This is a genomic window from Streptomyces sp. MJM8645 (genome assembly GCF_001625365.1).
GTDB lineage: Bacteria > Actinomycetota > Actinomycetes > Streptomycetales > Streptomycetaceae > Kitasatospora.
Window position 1 is genome coordinate 936136 of record NZ_LJJF01000001.1, and the last position, 18701, is coordinate 954836.

Here is an 18701-nt window from a genome sequence, read left to right on the forward strand (position 1 = left end):
GGCGGCCGCGACGCGCCGGATCAGCCGACCGCCGCCCCCACCCGCGGCGACGGCTCGGCCGCCGGGCCGGCCAGGGCCGCCAGCCGGCGCAGGCTGGCCCGGCGCTGGAGCGCGCCGAGGCCTACGGTCGCCGCGCCGAGGGCCAGCCAGCCGGCCGGACCGGCCGTCATCACCACGCCGGTGAGCAGCAGCGGGCCCACCGACTTCTGCACCGACTGGGCCATCCCGGCCACCCCCAGGTAGGAGGCTTGGGCCCCTGGGGGCGCCAGGACGACCGCCAGCTCCCAGGAGCTCACCGAGCGCATCAGCTCCGCCAGCGTGACGAGCATCGCCGCGGCCAGCAGCGCGAGCGAGGCCGTCCACGGCCCGCCGCCGGTGGCGAGCGCGGTCAGCAGGCAGCAGCCGAGCAACGTCAGGCCGTACCAGCCCACCGCCGCGGCCGCCCCGTGCGGGCCCTGCGCCCGCGCCGAGACGCGCAGTTGCAGGAGCACCACGAGCACCGTGTTGAGGATCAGGAAGACCGGGACGACGGCGTGCGGCGCGCCGGTGTGGTGGACGAGCCAGAGCGGCAGGCCGACGTTGAGGATCGAGTCGTCCAGGTTCAGCGGCATGTCCAGCGCGACGAACAGCAGGTAGCCCCGGTCGCGCCAGGGGCTCGGAGCTGCCGCCGGGGCGGCGGCCGGCTCCTCCCCGGAGGCCGCCGCGACCAGGCCGCGCCCGGCCGGCTCCCGGGTGCGCCAGACCAGGACGGCGGCGAAGGCGAAGGAGAGTGCGTTGGCCACGATCAGCGCGCGGTAGGCGTTCGTGGTGCCCATCGCCAGGCCGATCGCCGCGATGCCCGCGCCGAGCGCGTACCCGGCGTTGGCCACGCTGCGGAACAGCGCCTGGTACGTGCCGCGCCGCTCGCCCGCGATCCGGGTGGCGAACAGCATCTCCAGGGTCTTGGCCGCCCGTTCGGCCAGGCAGGTCAGGGCGACGGCGGGGAGCAGCGTGGCGAAGTCGTCGACGACCAGCAGCAGGCCCATCGTCCCGATCCGCAGCAGGTGGCACCCGATCAGCAGCCACCGCACCGGCAGCCGTTCGGCCGCCCGCCCGGCGAGCGGGGACCCGGCGATCCCCGCCGCCGCGCCCACGCCCAGCAGCACGCCGAGCTGCCGGGCGTCCATCCCGCACACGTAGGTGAAGTACAGCACCGAGGCCGCCGCCCACACCCCGCTCCCGGTCCGGTCGACGCACTGCGCCAGCAGCATGATCCGCGCGTCGCGCCCGCCCGGCGGCTTCCGCAGCTGCGCCATCAGTCCGTTCCCCCGCATGGCAGGCCCCCGTTGCATGATCGACATCAATCTCGACATCAAGATACTTCACGTCGAGATAGATGCGGAAGCCCCGGCCGCACACCCGCCGGGCCCCGAACCTCGGACCTCGACGGCGGGCGGGCGGTGCGCCACACTCTCCCCAGCAGCATCCGCGCTCCCAACGCACCGGCACGACGTCACGATCCACCGCCACATCGGAGAGCCACACGGTGACCACTCGTCAACTGCTGGAGATCGCCTTCTCGTCCGGCCGGGCCGGGTCCGGCCCTGCCACCTGGGGCCAACAGGCCATCTGGGACGTCCTGAGCCGGCTCACCCCGGCCGACGCGCCGCGCTACAACATCGCCGCGGCGGCGCCGCTCGACCCCGGGCTGCCGCTGCCCGCCCTGCTCGCCGGCCTGGAGGGGCTGCTCCACCTGCACGACTCGCTGCACACCCGCCTGGTGCCGGGCGAGGCCGGCCGGTTACACCAAGTGGTCGACGCCGAGGGCCGGTTGGAGGTGGAGGTACGGCACTGCGCGGAGCCGGCCGATCCGGCCGAGGCGGGCGCGCGGCTGCACGAGGAGCTGGCGGCACTGCCGTTCGACACCGCCACCCAGTGGCCGATCCGGGTCGGCGTGGTGGAGGCGGGCGGGTCGGCCCGGTACGTGAGCCTGGTGCTCTCGCACACCGCGGTGGACGGCACGGGGATGAACCGCCTGGTGGCCGACCTGACCGCGCTCTGCCAGGGCACCTCGCCGGACGAACTGGCCAAGATCCGCGAGCCCGCCCAACAGCCGCTGGAGGAGGCGGAGTTCCAGGCCTCCGAGCGCGGTCGGCGGCGGGACGAGGGCGCCCGCAAACAGTTCCTGCGCAAGCTCCGGCTGGCCCCGGCCCGGCTGTTCCCCCCGCCCGGCGAGCCGGCCACGCCGGGCGCCAGGTTCCCGAACGCCGTCCTGCGCTCGCCCGCGCTGCCCCGCGCGGTGGACCAGGTGGCGGCCGCCCACCGGGTGACGTCCTCCTCGGTGCTGCTGGCGGCGACGGCGGCGATGACGGCCCGGCTGTCGGGCTCGACGGAGGCGGTGCTGAACGTCGTGGTGAACAACCGCTTCCTGCCCGAACTGACCAACGCGGTGAGCGTGGTCGCGGGCGACGGGCTGTTCCACCTCCCGGACGCCACCGCCGAGTTCAGGGACGTCGTCCGGCGCACGAACGCCGCCGCGATCGGCGCCTACCGCCACGCCTACTACGACAAGCTGCGACTGCAGGCCGAGATCGGGCGGCTCGCCGCCGAGGGCGTCCCGCTCGCGGACCGGTCCTGCATCTTCAACGACACCCGCGAGATGGTCACCGCCTCCCCCGACACCGGGACGGGCGAGGAGACCACCCTGACCTGGCCGGTGGAGTTCGAGCCCCGCCCCGGCCTGACCTACGCCCTGGACGCACTGCAGTCCCCGGGCGCACTGAGCCTGACCATGACGGCCGACCCCGCGGTGCTCCCGCGTCCGGCGATGGAGCGCTTCCTGTACGGGATCGAGGAGTTGATCCTCACCGAGGCCCGCACCCTCGAAGCAACCTAGCCGTGCCCCGAGACCGGAGGGCACCGTGCACCACGCGGCGCCCTCCGGCGCCTCCCCGCCACCCGCCGCTCCCCCCGGGCCCGTTGGCCCCGCCGCTACGCTGGGCCCATGCGGATCCTCCTCCTCGGCGGCACCTCCTTCGTCGGCCGCGCGATCGCCGACGACGCCCTGCGCGGCGGCGCCGAGGTCGCCCTGTTCACCCGCGGCCGGACCAACCCCGGCCTCTTCCCCGCCGCCGCCCACCTGATCGGCGACCGCGACACCGGCGACTACGCCGCCCTGCGCGGCGGCCGCTGGGACGCGGTGGTGGACGTCAGCGGCTACCGCCCCCGCCAGGTCGGCCAGGCCATGGACGCGCTCGGCGACCGGGTCGGCCGCTACCTGTTCATCTCCAGCCACGCGGTGTACGAGCGCGCCGGCCTCGCCCCCGGCTCGGACGAGTCCGCCCCGCGCCGCGCACCCCTGCTCGACGCCGAGCAGCTCACCGAGGAGACGTACGGCCGGCTCAAGGTCGCCTGCGAGGACGACGTCACCGCCCGCTACGGAGACCGGGCGACGATCGTGCGCCCCGGAAAGGTGGCCGGCCCCCACGACGAGCAGCGCGGGCTCACCTACTGGGCGCGCCGGGCCGCCCGAGGCGGGCGGATCGCGCTGCCGGGGAGGCCGGAGCAGCCCGTCCAGGTGGTCGACGTGCGCGACCTGGCCCGGCTGGTGGTCCGGCTGCTCCAGGACGGCCGGGCGGGCGCCTTCCACGCCGTCGGCCCGGCCGAACCGACCACGCTGGGCGGGCTGATCGCCACCTGCGCCGAGGTCGCGGGCGCCGAGGTGGAGGTCGTCCCGGTGCCGCCGGAGAGCGCGCCGCCGCCGTTCTTCCCGCTGGTCAGGGCCGCGCCGCTCTGGACCGGACAGCAGCGCAGCGCCGCCCGGGCCAGAGCGGCCGGGCTGCCGGCGACCCCGCTCGCGGTCACCGCCGCCGACGTGCTCGCCTGGGACCGCGAGCGCGGCGAACCGCCCCTCGGCCACGGCTTCACGCCCGAGCAGGAGGCCCGGGTGCTGGCCGAAGCGACGGGGCCGAGGCCCTGAACGACCGCCGACCCCACACAGCACGACCGGTCAGGACGGACTGCCGGACGGGCACCCCGTCCTGACCGGTTGTCAGTGTCACGCGCTATGGTCGGCCCCGAACGATCCCACCAGCACCTGCACAGCACCGCCAGGGGGCACCATGACCGCGCACCGCACCACCGCGCACAGCGCCGGCCCGCGCACCACCCCGCTCGACGCACCGCTCGACGCACCGCTCAGCACCGCCGATCTCGTCGACGGCTGGCGGCGGGTGGGCGTCCGCGAGGGCATGGCGATGATCGTGCACTCCTCGCTCTCCAGCCTCGGCCGGGTCGACGGCGGCGCCGCGGCCGTGGTGGCCAGCCTGCGCGAGGCGGTCGGGCCCGGCGGCACGGTCGCGGTGCCCACCTTCACCACCGCCGTCGTCCGGGACCCGGCACCGGAGCACACCGGCCTGCCGAGCCCCGAGGTCGCCGAACGGCGCGCCGCCGTCCCGCTGTTCCACCCCGGGCTCCCCTCCCCGATGGGCGCCGTGCCGGAGGCGCTGCGCGCGCTGCCGGAGAGCCTGCGCAGCACGCATCCGCAGGCCTCGGTCGCCGCGGTCGGGGCGCACGCCCGTGAGGTCACCGCCCGCCGCTCGCTGGGCTTCGCGGTCGGCCGCGAGTCGCCCTTCGGCGCGCTGCACGACCTCGGCGGGTACGTGCTGCTGATCGGTGTCGGGCACAACCGCAACACCTTCCTGCACTACGCCGAGACCTTCGCGCCCAACCGCCGCCTCAAGCTCCGGCGCTTCCCGATGGCGATCCAGGGCGAGCGGGTCTGGATCGAGGCGCCCGACGTGGGCGACGACAACGACACCCACTTCCCGGTCGTGGGAAAGGAGTTCGAGGAGCGGGCGGGCATCCACGAGGTGCTGGTCGGCAACGCGCCCTGCCGGCTGATCCCGGTCCGGGAGCTCATACCCTTCGCCGTCCGCCGCCTCACCGAACTGCTGGCGGCGGACGGCCCCGGAGCGGCGTAGCCCGATCGACCGCCCGCTTCCTCAAGCGGCCGACCGGACCACGCCCGTCACCAGGTCATCGGATCACCGGGTCACATCCGGGGGCTCAACCCACCCAGAGATCAACGCTCCTCGTCGTGCAGCGAGTTGGTCTCCTGGATCTTCTTCCAGGACTTCGGTTCCGCCGGCAGCTGCCCGTCGGCCTGTCCCGCGCCCGCACCCGGCGCGAGCGAGGCCGCCGCTGCGGCCGGCGCCGGCCCGACGGCCGGCTTCGAGGCCGTGAACAGCCAGGTGGCGAAGAGGTCCCCGAGCTTCTTCCCGGAGACCTTCTCCGCGTACGCCTGGAACTCCGGGACGGAGGCGTTGCCGTAGCGGCGCTCGGTGGGCCAGCCCTTCAGGATCTGGAAGAACTTGTCGTCCCCGACGGCGTTGCGCAGCGCCTGGATGGCCACCGCGCCCCGGTCGTAGACGGCGTTCGCGAACTGGTTGGCGGCTCCCGGGTCGCCCGGCTTGACGGTCCAGAAGGGGTCGTCGGCCGGGTGCGAGGCGTAGACGTAGTCGGCGAGTTCCTGCGCCGTGCCCTCGTCCTCGTGCTCGGACCAGAGGAACTGCGAGTACCGGGCGAAGCCCTCGTTCAGCCAGATGTCGCTCCAGTGCGAGACCGAGACGCTGTCGCCGTACCACTGGTGGGCCAGCTCGTGCACGACGACGGAGGTGTTGGAGCCGCGCGCGAACTGCCGGGGGCTGTAGAAGACCCGGGTCTGGGTCTCCAGCGCGAAGCCGGTCTTGACGTTGGGCACGTAGCCACCGACCGAGCTGAACGGGTAGTCGCCGAAGTAGCCGCTCAGCCAGTCGACGATCTCGCCGGTGCGCTCGACGCTGGCCTTGGCCGCGTCGGTGTTCTCGCCGAGGTCCTTGCTGTACGCGTTGTAGACGGGCAGCCCGCTCGGTGTGCTGTCGGTCGTGACGTCGAACTTGCCGACCGCGAGGGTGGCCAGGTAGGTCGCCTGCGGCTTGTTCTCGCGCCAGCTGTAGCGGGTCCAGCCGGCCTGCGAGACGGCGCCGGCCAGGATGCCGTTGCTGATCACCTGGTTGCCGTCCGGCACCTGGACCGAGACGTCGAAGGTGGCCTTGTCGCTCGGGTGGTCGTTGCTCGGGAACCACCACCACGCCGACTCGGGCTCACCGGCGGCCACCGCGCCGTCCGGCGTGCGCAGCCAGGCGGTGAAGCCGTACTTCTTCACGGTGGACGGGACGCCCTTGTAGCGGACCACCACGGTGGCCTGGCTGCCCTTGGCGAGCGGCCGGGCGGGCGTGACCTCCAGCTCCTGCTCCCCGCTGGTGGCGAAGGTCGCCGGACGTCCGTTGACCCGGACCTCCTGGACGTTCAGCGCGAAGTCCAGGTTGAAGCGGGAGAGGTTCTCGGTCGCCGTGGCGAGGATGGTGGTGGTGCCCTCCAGTTCGTCGGTGGCGGGCTGGTATTTCAGCCGGATGTCGTAGTGCGAGACGCGGTACCCGCCGTTCCCGTAGGTCGGGTAGTACGGGTCTCCGATGCCGGCCGCGCCGGGTTGGAAGTCGGCCGCCGAGGCGGGGACGGCCAGGAACAGGCTCAGGGCGCTGGCAGCAGAGACGATCAGCCTCTTGCGCACGTGGTCCTCCAGGGTCACTGGGACGATGGGTCGGATCGATCCATGTCCCGGTGGCTCCCGGTCCACTCCCCAATTGTGAGATGTTCATGAAAAGAAACAGGCCGACATGGCGCCGCCGCGACACCGCCACACACCCCGGGGACCCCCTGCGCCCCACCCGCCCCTCACGCCCCGGCCCCCGCCCCCCTCACCCGCCGAGCGTCACCGGCGCCCGCACCAGCGAGCCGTACTCCGTCCACGAGCCGTCGTAGTTCTTCACGTGCGGGTACCCCAGCAGCTCGGTGAGCGCGAACCAGGTGTGCGCCGACCGTTCGCCGATCCGGCAGTACGCGATCACCTCGCGCTCCGGTTCCACACCCTTCCCCCCGTACAGCGCCCGCAGTTCCTCCGCCGAGCGGAACGACCCGTCGTCGTTGGCCGCCTGCGACCAGGGGACGTTCACCGCGCCGGGGATGTGCCCGGGCACCTGCGCCTGCTCCTGCGGCAGGTGCGGCGGCGCGATCAGCTCGCCCCGGTACTCGGCGGGCGAGCGGACGTCGACCAGCACCGCGTCCGAGCCGGGCTTGGCGAACAGCTCGGCCTTGCCGAGCACTTCGTCCCGCAGCGCCCGCAGCTCCGGGCGCTCGGGCCCGGTCAGCCGGTAGGCGGTGTGCTGGTAGTCCATCACCTCTTCGGTGAGCCCGCGCCCCTCCAGCTCCCACTTCTTGCGCCCGCCGTCCAGCAGTCGCACGGGGCCGAAGCCGCGCAGCCGCAGCAGCCAGTAGGCGTACGCGGCGAACCAGTTGTTGTTGCCGCCGTAGAGCACCACGGTGGTGTCGTCCTCCACGCCGGCCGCCCGCAGCAGGTGCTGGACGCCCTCCCGGTCGGCGTAGTCGCGGCCGACCTGGCTGTGCAGGTCGGTGGTCCAGTTCCAGCCGATCGCGCCGGGGATGTGGTCCCGGTCGTAGGCGGTGGTGTCCTCGTCCACCTCGACGACCCGGATCGTCCCGTCGTCCAGGTGGTGGGCCAGCCACTCGGTACCGACCAGCGCCTCGGGGTGTGCGTAGCCGTTGCCGGTCATCCCAGGCCCTCCTTCGCTCTGCCCAGGCTTTCGGCGCCCGACCAGGGGCACAGCGAGCCGCGCACGGGCACGGCGGGGCGCCGGCGACCGGGCCGGACAGTTCGACGCTACGCCGACCGCCCGGCCCGGGCCACCCCGCTCAGGAGAAGATCACGGAGCGCAGCTTCAGCCGGTCGCCGAGCTTCTTGCCGGGGTTCATGACGTAGTAGACGTCGCCCTCGCAGTCGAAGTCCAGGAACACCGTCGCCGTCGAGCGGGTGAGGTTCTCCGGCGCGAAGGCCGGGTCCGCCTCGGTGGCCCCGAACAGGTTGATGCACTCGCGGCTCTCCGGGTCCGCGAGCCCGGCCGGCACGCCGGGGAGGCGGCCGACCTTGTAGAGGAAGTCGCCGGTGGCGGCGTTGGCGGAGGTCGGGACCGCGAGGATGAGGGCGACGGCGCTGGCGACGGCGAGTGCGGTGTTGCGGAGACGCATGATTGATGGCCTTTCAGGAGGTACCTGGCGGTACCTGATGCATTGATGCGAGATCACCCTAGAGGCCAAAAATCAGCAGAAACGGTTCTCCCAATCCACTCTTTCAGGTGGTTTAAGCGGCAAAGCCGCGACTTCTGCCGAGAACCGTCACCCGCACCCGCCGCCCCGCGCCCGCACTCAGTTCGCCGGGGCCGAGAAGGAGTACCCCTGGTCGATCAGCACCGGCAGGTACGCCTTCAGCGCCGCCACCGTCTGTGACCGGTCGCCGCCGCCGTCGTGGTTGAGCACGATCGACCCGGGCCGGACGTTCTTGAGGATCCGCTCGGTGATCACCGAGGTCCCTGGCGTGGCCCAGTCCTCCGGGTCCACCGTCCAGCCCATCGGCCGCATCCCGAGTTCGGTGGTCACCCTGATCGCGACCGGCGACCAGTCCCCGCCGGGCGCGCGGAACCAGGACGGCTGGCGCCCGGTGGTCCGGTACAGCAGGTCGGAGGTGCGCTCCAGCTCGTCCCGCACCGCCTCGTCGGACATGTGCCGCAGGTCGGGGTGGGTCCAGGTGTGGTTGCCGATGTGGTGGCCGCGGTCCGCGATCTCCCGCACCAGCCCGGTGTTCTCGGCGGCGCACTCGCCGACCAGGAAGAAGGTCGCCCGGATCCCGTACTGCTGGAGCAGCGCCAGGACGGTCGGCGTGTACCGGGGATCCGGCCCGTCGTCGATGGTGAGCCCCACCACCCGTTGGCCCGGGTCGAGTTGGTTGACCGGCTTGGCCTCCTCCTCCGTGAGCCGCCGGCGGGCGGGCATCGGCGGCGGGGCGGCGGCGGGTGTCGGCGGGGCCGGGGCGGCCTGCGGGGGCGCGGCGGAGGGCGCACCGGAGGCGGCGGCCTGGGCCGCCTCCGCCCCGGGGGCCTCCGGGGCGGCCCCCGGCGGCCGCGCCGTAGCGCCCGCCCCGGCGTCGTCCGCGCCGCTCCAGGGGCTCCCGCAGCCGGCCGCCCCGAGCAGGGACATCCCGGCCGCGACCAGCAGCAGTCGCCGCGAGGGCGTTCGTTTGGGCATTTGTGAGTAAATCTGATGATCTGACAGCATTCTGAATGCTTCCCCCGTGTGTCGCCGCCGCTCCCCGATGGCGCCTCAGACGGACCCGATCACCACTCCGACGGCGCAAGCACACCCCGCCCACCCCCGGCTTCCCCGCGACTTCCCCGACCGGACGCCCGCCCTCCCCTCCCGACCGCTACGCTGTGCCTTCCCCAGTGTGATGATCTGCCATCAGAGGACGTGGCCATGACGACAAGTCAGGACATCCCGGACCAGGGCCGGCCCGACGACGACCCCGCCGAGCTGAGCCAGTGGGAACGGTTCGGCGTCGACACCACCGCCCCCCACTCGGCGCGCGTGTACGACTACTGGCTGGGCGGCAAGACCAACTTCCCGCCGGACCGCGCCATGGGGCAGGCCATCGAGGAGGCCGTGCCGAGCGTCAAGCAGATGGCCAAGGCGAACCGCGCCTTCCAGGGCCGGGCCGTCCGCCACCTCGCCCGGGAACACGGCATCCGCCAGTTCCTCGACCTCGGCACCGGCATCCCCACGTCGCCCAACACCCACGAGATCGCCGAGGCGGTCAGCCCCGGCACCCGGGTGGTCTACGTCGACAACGACCCGATCGTGCTCGCCCACGCCCGCGCCCTGATGGTGTCCAGTCCGGCCAGCCGGACCACCTACATCCACGCCGACCTGCGCAAGCCCGAGGAACTGTTCACCGACCCGGCGCTCACCGCCACGCTGGACCTCACCCAGCCGGTCGGCCTGCTGATGATCGCCGTGCTGATGCTCATCGCCGACGAGGACGACCCGTGGGGCCGGGTCGCCGCCCTGCGCGACGCCCTGCCCGCCGGCAGCTGCATCGCCCTCACCACCCCCACCCAGGACTTCGACCCGGAGGCGGTCGGCAAGGTCACCGAGGCCGCCCGGGCCGGCGGCATGACCCTCGTCCCGCGCACCCACGACGACGTCCTGCGCTTCTTCGACGGCTGGGACCTGGTCGAGCCGGGCCTCTCCCCCGTCCTCGCCTGGCGCCCGGACGGCGAGCCGCCGGCCGACCCGAAGGCCGCGTACTACTGGGGCGGCGTCGCCGTCAAGCGCTGAACCCGGCCGGGCGGGGCGGGCCGCACCAGGCCCGCCCCACCCGCGCCCTCACCCCAGCAGCCCCCACCCCGCCCGCGCCCTCACTTCAGCAGCCGCGACAGCCGCCGGTCCGCCAGCGGCTTCCCCCCGGTCTGGCAGGTCGGGCAGTACTGCAGCGAGGAGTCCGCGAAGGACACCTCGCGCACGGTGTCCCCGCAGACCGGGCAGGGCAGGCCGGTCCGGCCGTGCACCCGCAGCCCCAGCTTCTTCTCCGCCTTGAGCTCCCCCGCCGCCAGCCCCCGCGAGCGCTCCACCGCGCCGCGCAGCGTGGCGCCGAGCGCCTCGTAGAGCCGCGCCGCCTCCTCCTCGGTCAGGCTGGACGCCGGCTTGTACGGGGACATCCGGGCCGCGTGCAGCACCTCGTCCGAGTAGGCGTTGCCCACCCCGGCCAGCACGCCCTGGTCCCGCAGCACGCCCTTGAGCCGGCGCCGGTCGCCGCTCAGCAGGGCGGCGAAGTCCGCCAGGGTGAACGCCGGGTCCAGCGGGTCGGGGCCGAGCCGGGCCACCCCGGGCACCTCGGCCGGGTCCTTCACCACGTAGACCGCGAGGCCCTTCTTCGTCCCCGCCTCGGTCAGGTCGAAGCCGTCGCCGGCCTCCCCGGCCAGGCGCAGCCGCAGCGCCAGCGGGTTCCTCGGGCTCGGGCGCGGCGGTTCGGCGGGCAGGCCGTCCTTCCAGCGCAGCCAGCCGGCCCGGGCCAGGTGGATCACCAGGTGCAGGCCGCTGGCCTCGATGTCGAGGAACTTGCCGCGCCGGGTCACCGGGCCGACGGTCCGCCCCTCCAGCGCGGTGACCGGCGGGTCGTACGTCTTCAGCGCGCTGATCGCGACCGGCTGCACCCGGGCGATGACGCGCCCGGTCAGCCGCTCGGACAGGAAGTCACTCAGCGCCTCGACCTCGGGCAGCTCCGGCATGCGCCCAGTCTCCCGCAGCCCCGCGGCGGCCGCCCGCCCGGGGGCGCGCCTTTGCCCGGCTCCCGCGCGGGGCGCAGGCTGGAACTGCGCGCCGTACCCAGCGCCCCCCTGCGCCCCCGCCACGGAGCACCGTGATGAGCATCCTTGAGGAACAGATCGACCTCGCCGTCCCCGTCCTCGTCGCCTGGGAGCAGCTGCACCGGGTGCACGAGTACCCGCAGTTCGTCGACGGCGTCCGCAGCGCCCACCCGCACGGGCGGAACCTGGCACACCTCGGGGTGGAGGTCGACGGCGCCGAGCGGGCGGTGGACACCGAGATCACCGACCGCGGCCGGGGCCGAGTGATGTCCTGGCGGACGCTCGACGAACCGCGCCTGCACGGCGCGTTCGCGCTGCTGCCGCTGGACGCCCGGCACACCCGGCTGCAGATCCGGGTGGAGTACGACCCGGAGGCGATGCACGAGGCGTTCGGCGGGCCGCGCGGCTTCGCCCTGGCCGGGGCGATCGAGCGGACCGTACGGGACGACCTGGAGCACTTCCGGGAACTGGTCGAGGATCGGGTCGGCGCGGCGGTCAGACGCGGGTGAGCACGGCCGGCAGGCCCGGGTGAACACAGCGGGCAGGCCCGCGTAAGGGCCGCATAAGCCCAGCTCAGCGCCGGTGGTGAGGCTCTTCACAGCGGACCTCCGGCCCGACCGTTTCACTTTCAACCTGTGGCAGACTCGGATGCCATGGACATCGGCCCGGTCACCAGGACGCTCCGCGCGGCGGTCTTCGCCGCGCTGGTCGTGCTGCTCGCCGGGCTCGGCCAGGTGCTGGTCACCGGCCGCGCGCTGCCGGCCGGCCCGATGGCCCTGGCCTGCGTCGCCGTGTTCGCGGTGGCGTACGCGCTGGCCGGCCGCGAGCGCGGCTACCCGGCGGTCGCGGCGGTGTTCCTGCCGCTGGAGCTGGGCGTCAGCGCGCTGTTCGACTTCGCGCAGACCGCCTGCCCGTCCCTGCCGCCCGGCTCCGCGCGCGGCTTCCAGCCGCTGCTGTGCGGCGGCGGTTCGCTGGGCGGGTTCCTGCTCGGCCATGGCGTCTCCCAGCAGATCGGCGTCCTGCTGCTCCTGCTGCTGCACGCCGCGATCGCGCTGGCCGGCGCGTTCTGGCTGCGCCGCGCGGACGCCGCGCTGGCCGGCCTCGCCCGCACCGTCCGGATGCTGGGCGACTTCCTGCACCGGCACCTGCCGGCCGCCGCCCGCTGGCTGCGGCTGCTCGCCGCGCCCGTCCCGGCCCGTCCGGTGGCGCGGGTGCCGTTCCCCCGGGCCAGCCGGGCCCTGGTCCCGGCCGAGGACGTCGTCGTCCGCCCGACCGTCCGGCGCGGTCCGCCGGCGCTCGCCCTGGCCTGCTGACAGGCGCGCGCCGCTCGGCGCCGCTCCCGGCCGGTCCTCTCGCCGCGCGCCCCGCGCGCCCGCACCCCCGCACGCCCGAGAGCACAGGACGACACCTCATGAGCAACACCCGCAAGGCCGCCGCCAAGACCAACGCCACCGACCGTATGCGCGCCGCCCGCGCCCAGGCCGAGCGCTCCGACCGGATCCGCCGCCGGGTCGTGGTCGGCGGCGCCTCCGCCGCCGTGCTCGCCCTCGTGGCGGGTGTGGCCTTCGCCGTCGGCGGCTCCTCCGGCTCCGGTTCCGCCGACGCGGCCGCGAGCGGCCCGCTGGTCGTCCCCGCCAACACGGGCGGCCAGGACGGCACCGTGATCACCTACGGCAAGGCCGACGCCCCGCACACCCTGGAGATCTACGAGGACTTCCGCTGCCCGTTCTGCGAGCAGTTGGAGACCACCACCGGCAAGGCCATCCAGCAGCTCGCCGACGACGGCACGTACAAGATCGAGTACCACCTGGCGACGTTCCTGGACAAGAACCTCGGCGGCAAGGGCTCGCGCACCGCGCTGGCCGCCGCCGGCGCCGCGCTCAACGAGGGCGTGGACAAGTTCAAGCAGTTCCACGACGTGCTCTACGCCAACCAGCCCGACGAGCGCACCGACGGCTTCGGCGACGTCAACCACCTCCTCGACCTGGCCGGGCAGGTGCCCGGGCTGAAGACCGACGGCTTCGTCAAGGCCGTCCAGGACGGCACCTACGCGCCGTGGGCGGCCAAGGTCAACGAGGAGTTCAACAAGAGCGACGTCACCGGCACCCCGACCGTCAAGCTGGACGGCAAGAAGCTGGACGTCCTCACCGGCGGCAAGGCCGCCACGCCCGAGCAGTTCACCGCGATGGTCAAGCAGGTGACCGGATGACGGCCGCCGCCCCCGCCGCGCGCACGTACGGCGCGAGCCGCCCGTTCGCCTGGCTGCTGCTGATCGGCGGCGCGGTCGGCCTGTTCGCCTCCTCGGTCCTCACCCTGGACAAGATCCGGCTGCTGAAGGACCCGTCGTACGTCCCCTCCTGCAACATCAACCCGATCATCAGCTGCGGCTCGATCATGCGCAGCGACCAGGCCGAGGCCTTCGGCTTCCCCAACTCGCTGCTCGGCCTGGTCAGCTTCGGGGTCGTCATCGCGATCGGCGCCGGGCTGCTCGCCGGGGCGGCGTACCGGCGCTGGTTCTGGCTCGGCCTCCAGGCCGGGACGGTCTTCGGCATCGGCTTCGTGACCTGGCTGATGTACCAGGCGCTCTACCGGATCGGCGCGCTCTGCCCGTACTGCATGGTGGTCTGGGCCGCGATGATCCCGCTGTTCTGGTACACCACCCTGCACAACCTGCGTTCCGGGATCATCCCCACCGGCCGCGCCCTGCGCCCGGTCGTCCGCGAGGCGGCGCGCTACCACTGGGTCGTCCCGGCGCTCTGGTACGCGGTGATCGCCCTGCTGGTCCTCAACCGGTTCTGGTACTACTGGAGCACCCTGCTCTGACCTCGTTCGGCCGACCGTTCGGCAGACCCGTCCGCCCGGCCCCGGGCCCTACGCTCCGGGGCCGGGCGGCCGGCCGTCAGATGCCGCCCAGGACAGCGCCTAGAAGCGGAACTCCTCGACCTCGGCCAGCAGTTCGGCCCGGCGCTCGTCGTCGATGAAGGAGGCCCGGAAGGAGTTGGCGGCGAGCCGGCGCAGGGTCTCCTCGTCGAGCGCGAGGGCCTGCTGCACGGCCCGGAAGTTGTCGTCGACGTAGCCGCCGAAGTACGCCGGGTCGTCCGAGTTGACGGTGACCAGCAGGCCGGCCTCCAGCATCTCGCGCAGCGGGTGGTCGGCGAGGGTGTCGATGCACCGCAGGCGGACGTTGGAGAGCGGGCAGAGCGTCAGCGGGACCTGCTCGCGGACCAGCCGAGCGACCAGCTCGCCGTCCTCCAGGCAGCGCAGGCCGTGGTCGATCCGCTCGACGCCGAGCACGTCCAGCGCCTCGGTGATGTAGGACGCCGGGCCCTCCTCGCCCGCGTGCGCGACACGGCGCAGCCCGGCCTCGGCGGCCCGCCGGTAGACCTCGCGGAACTTGGCCGGCGGGTGGCCGACCTCGGCCGAGTCGAGGCCGATGCCCGCGATCCGGTCGAAGTACGGGCGGGCGGCCTCGAAGGTCTCCAGCGCGGATTCGGCGGACTCGTCCCGCAGGAAGCACATGATCAGCTGGGTGCTGATCCCGTGCCGCTCCTCGCTGCGCGCCAGCGCCCGGGTCAGGCCGTCGACCACCACGCCGAGCGGCACGCCGCGCGCGGTGTGCGCCTGCGGGTCGAAGAAGATCTCCGCGTGCCGCACCCCCGCCTCTGCCGCCCGGGTGAGGTAGGCGTCGGCGAGGTCGGCGAAGTCCTCCTCGGTGCGCAGCACGGCCATCAGCGCGTAGTACAGGTCCAGGAAGGACTGCAGGTCGCTGAAGGAGTACGCCGTCCGCAGCGCCTCGGTGTCGGCGTAGGGCAGCGTGACCGCGTTGCGGGCGGCGAGGGCGAAGGCGAGTTCGGGCTCCAGGGTGCCTTCGATGTGGAGGTGGAGTTCGGCCTTGGGGAGCGGCATGGGGGATCTGTCCGAGCTGTAGGGGGCGGGAGCGATGAGTCCAGAAGCATTCATCCTACGATCCGTTCGATCACGACTGGCCTGACGGGCGCGCTCCCGGCCACCCGAACTGGTGCACCGGCCGGGGGCAGCGGGCACCCTGGAGGAGGGGGCTTCCGCCGAGGAGGTACCAGATGCGGCACGTCGAGGATCCGCACATCCGGCCTGCGGGCGTCTCCCCGCACGCCCTGGGCAACGACACGCTCCTGCACGAGCTGGAACAGCTGCACCGCACGCGCCACGAGACCTTCCTGTACGGCTCGGAGGAAGCCCTCAAGCGGCACACCCTGCGCACCGGGCAACTGGAGGCCGAGTACCTGCACCGCTTTCCCGGCCGGCTGGTGACGGCCGGGCGGACCAGGGCCGGTGCCCGGGCCCGCGAGGCGGCGGCCCGGGTGGAGTCGCTGCCCGAGTAGACGTGCCCGCGCCACCACCGCCCGGCGGGACACGCCGGGCGGTGGTGGCGTGCCCCGGGCGGGCCGTCGGGGAGGGTGAGAGGCGCAGACGCACCGGACCCCGACCCCCCTGGGAGCCCCGCATGCCCATCGCCAGCGTCAACCCCGCGACCGGCGAGATCCTGGAGACCTTCGAACCGCTCGACGCGGCCGGCATCGAGCAGCGGCTGGCCCGCGCCGAGGCCGCGTTCCACAGCTACCGCACCACCCCCTTCGCCGCCCGCGCCGACCTGCTGCGCCGCGCCGCCGACCTGCTGGACCAGGACCGGGAGGCGATCGCCCGCACGATGACCGAGGAGATGGGCAAGCCGCTCACCGCCTCCCGGGCCGAGGCCGCCAAGTGCGCCACGGCGATGCGCTGGTACGCCGACCGCGCCGAGGAACTGCTCGCCGACGAGCACCCGGCCCCGGCCGACGTCGCCGACTCCGGCGCCGCCCGTGCCTACGTCCGCTACCGCCCGCTCGGGGCGGTGCTGGCCGTGATGCCGTGGAACTTCCCGTTCTGGCAGGTGGTCCGGTTCGCCGCGCCGGCCCTGATGGCGGGCAACGTCGGCCTGCTCAAGCACGCCTCCAACGTGCCCCGGACGGCGCTGGCGCTGGAGGAGCTGTTCCGCCGGGCCGGCTTCCCGGAGGGCTGCTTCCAGACCCTGCTGATCGGTTCGGGCGCGGTCGAGGGCGTGATCCGGGACCGCCGGGTGGCCGCGGTCACGCTCACCGGCAGCGAGCCCGCCGGGCGGGCGGTCGCCGCCACCGCCGCCGACGAGGTGAAGAAGGCCGTCCTGGAACTGGGCGGCAGCGACCCCTTCGTGGTGCTGCCCAGCGCCGACCTGGACGCGGCGGTGCGCACCGCCGTCCGGGCCCGGGCGCAGAACAACGGGCAGTCCTGCATCGCCGCCAAGCGCTTCATCGTGCACACCGACGTGTACGACCGCTTCACCACCGCCTTCACCGAGGCGATGCGGGCGCTGCGCGTCGGCGACCCGATGGAGGAGGCGACCGACGTCGGCCCGCTGGCCAGCCGCCAGGGCCGGGACGACCTGGAGGAGCTGGTCGAGGACGCCCGCACCCACGGCGCCCGGGTCGAGTGCGGCGGCGGACGCCCGGAGGGCTGGGACACCGGCTACTTCTACGAGCCGACGGTGCTGACCGGCATCACCCCGGCCATGCGGATCCACCAGGAGGAGACCTTCGGCCCGGTCGCCACGGTCTACCGGGTCGCCGACCTGGACGAGGCGGTGGCGCTCGCCAACAACACGCCGTTCGGGCTCAGTTCCAACGTCTGGACCCGGGACGAGGGCGAGCAGGAGCGCTTCGTCCGCGACATCCAGGCCGGCGGGGTGTTCTTCAACGGGATGACCGCCTCCCACCCGGCGCTGCCGTTCGGCGGCGTCAAGCGCTCCGGGTTCGGCCGGGAGCTGTCCGGGCACGGGATCCGGGAGTTCTGCAACATCACCACGGTGTGGATCGGCTGAGCACCCCCGGATCCGCAGGCACGAACCGAGCCCGGCTCGGACCCGGCCGGGTCAGGACGCCACCCGGTGCCTGCCCCGGCCGGGCGTCATCCAGCGGGCGACCACGCCGACCAGGGCGAGGACGGTCGCTCCCCAGACGATGGCCATCAGCACCAGCATCGGCAGCCAGCTCACCTGGGCGGCGACCATGCCCAGGCCGAGCGAGAGCGCGACCATGACCACCACGGCGGTCGGGTTGAGGCTCAGCAGCCAGTGCCAGGCCCGCTGCGCCGGGCTCCGGCGCTGCGGCGGGGCCTCGGGGTCGGCGTCGGTGTCGGTGTCGAGTTCCTTGTAGGTCAGCAGGTCCATCGGGATCGCCTCCGGTTCTCGGGGGGCTGCCGGATCCGCGGGGCTCAGGAGGCCTTGCGCGGAGCCGTGGACTTTCCGGTCGCGGTCCTTCCCGCCACGGCCTTTCCGGTCGCGGACTTTGCGGTCGTGGCCTCTCCGGTCGCGGTCTTCGCGGTCGCGGTCTTCTTCGCCGGGGCAGTCCTCTTCGCCGGGGCGGCCTTCCCGGCGGCGGCCGCCGACCCGGCGGGCTTCTTCGCCGGGGCGCGCTTGCGGGTCGCGGGCTGCTCGTCCTCCGGTTCGTCCGTGTCGGGCCCCGCGTCGGGCCCGGCGGCGTGCCCCCGCCCGCCCTTGGCCCGCTTGAGGCTGCTGCGCAGCGCCTCCATCAGGTCGATCACGTTGTCGGGCGCCTCGCCCGGCTCCTCCTCGTGCGGGAGCTCGACGCCCTCCAACCGGGCCGTGATCACCTGCTGGAGCGCCTGCTGGTAGTCGTCGTGCAACTGGGCGAGGTCGAAGTCCTCGGAGAGGGTGTCCATCAGCGACCGCGCCATCTTCAGCTCCTGCGGCCGGACGGTGACGTCCCCCTCGGGCGCGATGCCGGCCGCGGGGCGGACCTCGTCGGGCCAGATGCAGGTCTGGAGCACCAGCGTGCCGTCGTGCACCCGCAGCACCGCCGGGGATTCCCGGGTGCGCAGCGCGATCTTGGTGACGGCGATCTGCCCGGACGCGGTGAGCGCGTCGCGCAGCAGGGCGTACGGCTTGGCGGCGGCCTGGTCGGCGACGCCCACGTAGTAGGCCTTGGAGAACATCAGCGGGTCGATCTCGCCGGCGTCCACGAAGGCCAGCACGTCGATGATCTTCTTGCTGGGCAGCGGCAGGTCGGCGAGGTCCTCGTCGGTGAGCGTGACGGTCCGGCCGTCGGGGGACTCGTAGCCCTTGGCGATCTCCGCGTACGGGACCTCCTTCTCCTCCCGCTCGCAGTACCGCTTCATCCGCACCCGTCCGCCGTCCTTGGCGTGCACCTGGTGCAACGGGACGTCGTGCTCCTGGGTGGCCGAGTAGAGGTGGACGGGGATGCTGACCAGCCCGAAACTGATCGTCCCCTTCCAGGTGGTCTGCATGGGGTCGCTCCTTCCCGGAGCGTGCCGAGAATCCCACTGTGCCTGGGTTTGCCCCGATCGGCCACACCGGGCCGACAATGAGCCGAGGAGGTC

The 18701-nt window shown here is 73.6% G+C and carries 19 protein-coding genes; 10 read left to right on the forward strand and 9 right to left on the reverse strand.

Features of this window, described 5'->3' with window-relative positions; all coding sequences use genetic code 11:
- Positions 1 to 20 precede the first annotated feature (20 nt).
- On the reverse strand, positions 21 to 1295 hold the full coding sequence (locus A6F73_RS03660; protein WP_244293275.1) for an MFS transporter: 1275 nt from the start codon (positions 1293 to 1295) through the stop codon (positions 21 to 23).
- Positions 1296 to 1525: 230 nt separating this feature from the next.
- Here A6F73_RS03660 and A6F73_RS03665 point away from each other — a divergent pair, with 230 nt between their 5' ends.
- The 3 genes from A6F73_RS03665 (at position 1526) to A6F73_RS03675 (ending at position 4961) form a co-directional block, all read left to right on the forward strand.
- Positions 1526 to 2875, forward strand: a complete 1350-nt coding sequence (locus tag A6F73_RS03665; RefSeq protein ID WP_063346424.1) for a condensation domain-containing protein — start codon at positions 1526 to 1528, stop codon at positions 2873 to 2875.
- A 108-nt stretch (positions 2876 to 2983) separates the two neighbouring features.
- Positions 2984 to 3958 (forward strand): NAD-dependent epimerase/dehydratase family protein, encoded by a 975-nt coding sequence (locus tag A6F73_RS03670; RefSeq protein WP_063346425.1) that lies wholly within the window; start codon positions 2984 to 2986, stop codon positions 3956 to 3958.
- A 142-nt stretch (positions 3959 to 4100) separates the two neighbouring features.
- On the forward strand, positions 4101 to 4961 hold the full coding sequence (locus A6F73_RS03675; RefSeq protein ID WP_079135404.1) for an AAC(3) family N-acetyltransferase: 861 nt from the start codon (positions 4101 to 4103) through the stop codon (positions 4959 to 4961).
- Between the two features lie 101 nt (positions 4962 to 5062).
- Here A6F73_RS03675 and A6F73_RS03680 read toward each other — a convergent pair whose 3' ends face one another.
- The 4 genes from A6F73_RS03680 to A6F73_RS03695 all read right to left on the reverse strand — a co-directional run bounded on the left by A6F73_RS03680 (position 5063) and on the right by A6F73_RS03695 (position 9174).
- Positions 5063 to 6589 carry a M1 family metallopeptidase gene (locus tag A6F73_RS03680; protein WP_063350917.1) on the reverse strand — a complete coding sequence of 509 codons (1527 nt, stop codon included), beginning with the start codon at positions 6587 to 6589 and terminating at the stop codon, positions 5063 to 5065.
- A gap of 187 nt (positions 6590 to 6776) precedes the next feature.
- Entirely contained in the window at positions 6777 to 7649 is an 873-nt protein-coding gene (locus A6F73_RS03685; RefSeq protein WP_063346426.1) for a sulfurtransferase, read from the reverse strand.
- Between the two features lie 139 nt (positions 7650 to 7788).
- A complete protein-coding gene (locus A6F73_RS03690) occupies positions 7789 to 8121 on the reverse strand; it encodes a hypothetical protein (protein ID WP_063346427.1) in 333 nt (110 codons plus the stop codon).
- A 177-nt stretch (positions 8122 to 8298) separates the two neighbouring features.
- Positions 8299 to 9174, reverse strand: coding sequence for a polysaccharide deacetylase family protein (locus A6F73_RS03695; RefSeq protein WP_063346428.1), 876 nt, complete (start codon positions 9172 to 9174; stop codon positions 8299 to 8301).
- A gap of 228 nt (positions 9175 to 9402) precedes the next feature.
- Here A6F73_RS03695 and A6F73_RS03700 point away from each other — a divergent pair, with 228 nt between their 5' ends.
- On the forward strand, positions 9403 to 10263 hold the full coding sequence (locus tag A6F73_RS03700; protein WP_079135406.1) for an SAM-dependent methyltransferase: 861 nt from the start codon (positions 9403 to 9405) through the stop codon (positions 10261 to 10263).
- A gap of 80 nt (positions 10264 to 10343) precedes the next feature.
- Here the strand turns inward: A6F73_RS03700 and A6F73_RS03705 are convergent, their stop codons facing one another.
- On the reverse strand, positions 10344 to 11213 hold the full coding sequence (locus tag A6F73_RS03705) for a DNA-formamidopyrimidine glycosylase family protein (RefSeq protein WP_063346429.1): 870 nt from the start codon (positions 11211 to 11213) through the stop codon (positions 10344 to 10346).
- Between the two features lie 134 nt (positions 11214 to 11347).
- Between A6F73_RS03705 and A6F73_RS03710 the strand changes: the two genes are divergently transcribed.
- From A6F73_RS03710 to A6F73_RS03725, 4 genes are all read left to right on the forward strand, one after another.
- On the forward strand, positions 11348 to 11800 hold the full coding sequence (locus A6F73_RS03710; protein WP_063346430.1) for an SRPBCC family protein: 453 nt from the start codon (positions 11348 to 11350) through the stop codon (positions 11798 to 11800).
- Between the two features lie 126 nt (positions 11801 to 11926).
- A complete protein-coding gene (locus A6F73_RS03715; protein WP_063346431.1) occupies positions 11927 to 12604 on the forward strand; it encodes a hypothetical protein in 678 nt (225 codons plus the stop codon).
- Between the two features lie 98 nt (positions 12605 to 12702).
- Entirely contained in the window at positions 12703 to 13500 is a 798-nt protein-coding gene (locus A6F73_RS03720) for a thioredoxin domain-containing protein (protein ID WP_063346432.1), read from the forward strand.
- Positions 13497 to 14114 (forward strand): vitamin K epoxide reductase family protein, encoded by a 618-nt coding sequence (locus A6F73_RS03725; RefSeq protein WP_063346433.1) that lies wholly within the window; start codon positions 13497 to 13499, stop codon positions 14112 to 14114. The genes A6F73_RS03720 and A6F73_RS03725 overlap by 4 nt, the downstream gene beginning before the upstream one ends.
- Positions 14115 to 14213: 99 nt before the next feature.
- On the opposite strand, the gene A6F73_RS03730 is transcribed toward A6F73_RS03725, so the two are convergent.
- On the reverse strand, positions 14214 to 15197 hold the full coding sequence (locus A6F73_RS03730; RefSeq protein ID WP_063346434.1) for an adenosine deaminase: 984 nt from the start codon (positions 15195 to 15197) through the stop codon (positions 14214 to 14216).
- Positions 15198 to 15370: 173 nt separating this feature from the next.
- On the opposite strand from A6F73_RS03730, the gene A6F73_RS03735 reads away from it, so the two are divergent.
- Positions 15371 to 15652, forward strand: a complete 282-nt coding sequence (locus tag A6F73_RS03735) for a DUF6158 family protein (RefSeq protein WP_063346435.1) — start codon at positions 15371 to 15373, stop codon at positions 15650 to 15652.
- Positions 15653 to 15774: 122 nt separating this feature from the next.
- Positions 15775 to 17163, forward strand: coding sequence for an NADP-dependent succinic semialdehyde dehydrogenase (locus A6F73_RS03740; protein WP_063346436.1), 1389 nt, complete (start codon positions 15775 to 15777; stop codon positions 17161 to 17163).
- A 51-nt stretch (positions 17164 to 17214) separates the two neighbouring features.
- Here the strand turns inward: A6F73_RS03740 and A6F73_RS03745 are convergent, their stop codons facing one another.
- Entirely contained in the window at positions 17215 to 17511 is a 297-nt protein-coding gene (locus A6F73_RS03745) for a hypothetical protein (protein ID WP_063346437.1), read from the reverse strand.
- A gap of 44 nt (positions 17512 to 17555) precedes the next feature.
- Positions 17556 to 18608 (reverse strand): Ku protein, encoded by a 1053-nt coding sequence (locus tag A6F73_RS03750; protein ID WP_063346438.1) that lies wholly within the window; start codon positions 18606 to 18608, stop codon positions 17556 to 17558.
- Positions 18609 to 18701 lie beyond the last annotated feature (93 nt).

Bases quoted from the DNA above. Each gene is read 5' to 3' on its own strand.
- A6F73_RS03660 (WP_244293275.1), bottom strand. From the start codon at position 1,295: ATGGCGCAGCTGCGGAAGCCGCCGGGCGGGCGCGACGCGCGGATCATG.
- A6F73_RS03670 (WP_063346425.1), top strand. From the start codon at position 2,984: ATGCGGATCCTCCTCCTCGGCGGCACCTCCTTCGTCGGCCGCGCGATC.
- A6F73_RS03675 (WP_079135404.1), top strand. From the start codon at position 4,101: ATGACCGCGCACCGCACCACCGCGCACAGCGCCGGCCCGCGCACCACC.
- A6F73_RS03685 (WP_063346426.1), bottom strand. From the start codon at position 7,649: ATGACCGGCAACGGCTACGCACACCCCGAGGCGCTGGTCGGTACCGAG.
- A6F73_RS03690 (WP_063346427.1), bottom strand. From the start codon at position 8,121: ATGCGTCTCCGCAACACCGCACTCGCCGTCGCCAGCGCCGTCGCCCTC.
- A6F73_RS03695 (WP_063346428.1), bottom strand. From the start codon at position 9,174: ATGCCCAAACGAACGCCCTCGCGGCGACTGCTGCTGGTCGCGGCCGGG.
- A6F73_RS03700 (WP_079135406.1), top strand. From the start codon at position 9,403: ATGACGACAAGTCAGGACATCCCGGACCAGGGCCGGCCCGACGACGAC.
- A6F73_RS03705 (WP_063346429.1), bottom strand. From the start codon at position 11,213: ATGCCGGAGCTGCCCGAGGTCGAGGCGCTGAGTGACTTCCTGTCCGAG.
- A6F73_RS03710 (WP_063346430.1), top strand. From the start codon at position 11,348: ATGAGCATCCTTGAGGAACAGATCGACCTCGCCGTCCCCGTCCTCGTC.
- A6F73_RS03720 (WP_063346432.1), top strand. From the start codon at position 12,703: ATGAGCAACACCCGCAAGGCCGCCGCCAAGACCAACGCCACCGACCGT.
- A6F73_RS03725 (WP_063346433.1), top strand. From the start codon at position 13,497: ATGACGGCCGCCGCCCCCGCCGCGCGCACGTACGGCGCGAGCCGCCCG.
- A6F73_RS03730 (WP_063346434.1), bottom strand. From the start codon at position 15,197: ATGCCGCTCCCCAAGGCCGAACTCCACCTCCACATCGAAGGCACCCTG.
- A6F73_RS03735 (WP_063346435.1), top strand. From the start codon at position 15,371: ATGCGGCACGTCGAGGATCCGCACATCCGGCCTGCGGGCGTCTCCCCG.
- A6F73_RS03740 (WP_063346436.1), top strand. From the start codon at position 15,775: ATGCCCATCGCCAGCGTCAACCCCGCGACCGGCGAGATCCTGGAGACC.
- A6F73_RS03745 (WP_063346437.1), bottom strand. From the start codon at position 17,511: ATGGACCTGCTGACCTACAAGGAACTCGACACCGACACCGACGCCGAC.
- A6F73_RS03750 (WP_063346438.1), bottom strand. From the start codon at position 18,608: ATGCAGACCACCTGGAAGGGGACGATCAGTTTCGGGCTGGTCAGCATC.